The sequence below is a fragment of the Robinsoniella sp. genome (genome assembly GCF_034124845.1).
This window is the reverse complement of record NZ_JAWYAJ010000469.1, coordinates 1-2,890: the sequence shown is the minus strand read 5'-3', so window position 1 is coordinate 2,890 and position 2,890 is coordinate 1. Positions and strand designations below refer to the sequence as shown.

The 2,890-nt window shown below is 36.7% G+C and carries 3 protein-coding genes; all 3 read left to right on the top strand.

Annotated features, from left to right (window positions below; all coding sequences use genetic code 11):
* Positions 1-134: 134 nt before the first annotated feature.
* On the top strand, positions 135-1,226 hold the full coding sequence (locus tag ACH2DQ_RS22985) for a hypothetical protein (protein ID WP_394913060.1): 1,092 nt from the start codon (positions 135-137) through the stop codon (positions 1,224-1,226).
* A 23-nt stretch (positions 1,227-1,249) separates the two neighbouring features.
* The gene (locus ACH2DQ_RS22980) at positions 1,250-2,059 is read left to right on the top strand and encodes a hypothetical protein (RefSeq protein ID WP_394913061.1); all 810 of its coding nucleotides are present in this window, start codon (positions 1,250-1,252) and stop codon (positions 2,057-2,059) included.
* A partial coding sequence (locus ACH2DQ_RS22975) for a hypothetical protein (protein ID WP_395028489.1) occupies positions 2,046-2,890 on the top strand: 845 nt, incomplete at its 3' end. The genes ACH2DQ_RS22980 and ACH2DQ_RS22975, both read left to right, overlap by 14 nt.

Genomic DNA, 2,890 nt, shown 5'->3' with positions numbered 1-2,890 from the left:
TAGCCAAATAGGTGCGGCTGCAAGTGGGACATGGTATTCCTGAAATTAATGATTGGAAGATATTATGCACAATCTGATCGCTTAGATAGAAAGCGGCATAATATCTTCCATTGTAGAAAATAAGAGGAAATAATGTGAAAATTATTAATAAAAGTATGATACTGAGCATCATAACGTTTGGTCTCATTTTATCTGGCTGTAACAGGCAATCCGTAAACATAGATAAATCCAGTTTGATGAAGCTGGATATAGAAGAGAGTCCGGAAGAAAATCTGGAAATTAATCTACATGTGGATTATTCTGAGTGGGAAAAAGGTGAAATTCATACCTTAAAGATAAAACCATACAAAGGTGATGACAAACAATGGGTTACAGATATTGCTAATACATATTTCTCCTCAAATAGCATGGACAAACCGGTTGTGGATCAGGAAAATGAAAAGTCAATGTATATTTCTGGAGAAGATCATTTATTTATGGTATCTCCGGAAATAGTATGGTTTTATAAACACCAAGTTTTTGCAGATAGTGCTTCTTTTTTTTATCGTGAGCCAGGAATTGAAGAGTTTTTTTTAAAGGATATAGACCAATACTATCAAAAACAGGATCTTGATTTTATGACTTATGATTCAGCAAGAGCGTTAAGCGATAAATTTATGTTTGATGTAGGATATGAGTATAAGAAGGAAGGTGTCAGGGGTTATGCATTAAAAGCAGATCAATTAAATAAATATCGAAAAGATCATCAAGAAGAATTTGATGGACTTACTTCTCTGACGGAAGATAAGAGCGGAGTTATAGAGGAGTGGACATCGGAGAATGAGTTCTATGTATTTTATTACCCTTGCTCAATTAATGGCTTAACGATTATGCCCAGCCAGACATTTGCATTTACATGGGCGTATACTGCGATCAATAGAGACGGGATTGAGTCAGGACAAGCAGGACCGGTATTTCAGATAACAGATTCAGAAGAAAGAACGATGATCACAGCACAGGAAGCCTTGGATAAGATCCAGGCAATGTATCAATCTACCATTATTACACAGAAAATACAAATATATGATCTGCAATTACAGTATTCGATCACGAAATATGATAAAGAATCCGGCAGTTATCAATGTTCTCCAATATGGAAGTTTTTTGTCAGGATGGATAGCGGTGACGGGGAGATGGTCCATTCAACCGTAACTTATAATGCAGAAACTGGTGAGCGGATGGGTTGATTCGGGAAAGCGATGTGCATATTATGTTAAAAAATATGATTCATTATGATTTATACAGATGTATCGGTAACTGGAAGTTCTGGCTGATGATCCCTTTGATTTCAGTCATCTGTTTTTTTAGCAATGGGGTTGTTTTGGAAGAACTCTTTACGAATAATCTTTCCGGGGTGGATGATATCATAGGTATTTATAATTTCGTCATTCATTTTGACCGTTTTCGTATCCTCTTACTAATTGTATTGGCGGCTTTGTATACGAACAGTAATTGTGTCGATATGAATCAAAATTATCTGAATGTGTTATTGACCAGAGTTCGACTTAAAACATATGTGATATCACGGATCGTGGTAAATGCATCAGCGGTATTGATCATGTATTCATTAGGAATCGCATTGTATGTGATGATAATGCATATATGGTATCCGTTAGTAAATGTAGAAAACACGATGATATCAAGAGAAATGTATATGGCGTTTGAAACATTGCCTCCGGAAGAGCATCCTGTTTTGCTAATAGTTTTATTATCATTCTTGCTCGTTCTTTCCATGATACTGCTATGTAATATAAGCTTTGCCGTTTCTGTTTTTTTATCAGATTCCTATGTAGCAGTTGCGGCACCAGCAATTATTTATTTTCTGTTAGGATGTCTGACATATTTTTTGCCGGAGGTTCTGTACTTTCCCGCATACAGTAATAGTGCGGCAATATTTCCGTTGGGGGCATGGGGAAATTATCTGATCAAAGTTTTCATTAATATCATCGCTATCCTGATCACAGGATTTGTTTTTTACAGATGTTTGAGAAAGAAGTGGTATCAAAATGAAAGATTTTAACAAATCCTGGCAGTATTGCAAATATCGGTGTTTAAAGTGGAAAGAAGACCGGAAACTGCAAGTGATGTTAGTACTGTTGTGCATCTTGATATTTGAATACACGGGGGGAATCCGGGAAATGACCAGAATAACGGGGATACCAACAACACCTTTTTTTCTGCCTTTCTTCCTAAGTGATTATGTCATAGCTATGGGACTGATCAAAATCTATATTCTTTTGACATGGATCATAATGATCTGCGATGTACACAATATGAACCAGGAAAAATATTATTATATTATTCGGACTGGTCGAAGGAACTGGCTCAGGGGAGATATATATTATATGGGTATTACATCTGTTTTGTATACGTTTCTAATCTTTTTGTGCAGCATCTTATTTTTCATCCCCAGAATAGAATTTAAAAACAGCTGGGGGAAGATCATAGGCACGCTGGCTTACACAGATGCCGGACAGAAATTTGCCGAGTTGTTTGTTATACCCAGCAAGATACTGGAATCGTATGAGCCGATACCTGCATTGCTGGTCACATTATTACTGATGCTGCTAGGCTTCTTTTTTTTAAGCATGCTCATATATACGTTAAATACAATAACGAAGACAAAGATAGCAGGTATATGCTGTGCTGGGGCACTTGTGTTAATATGTCCCTTAATAAGCAATATTGGGCGCCCAACGTTGTTTTGGTTTTCTCCACTGTCATGGATGAGCATCGGCAGCCTGGCATCGGTACACGGTGAAGGATTTCCGACTCTTTTATATGGTACGTTTATGTATCTCATATTGACGGGAATATTACTTATCATTTTATGCATTGCTAATAAAAAAGT

Coding starts and splice junctions, on each gene's coding strand:
- ACH2DQ_RS22980 (WP_394913061.1), top strand. CDS start 1,250: ATGTTAAAAAATATGATTCATTATGATTTATACAGATGTATCGGTAAC.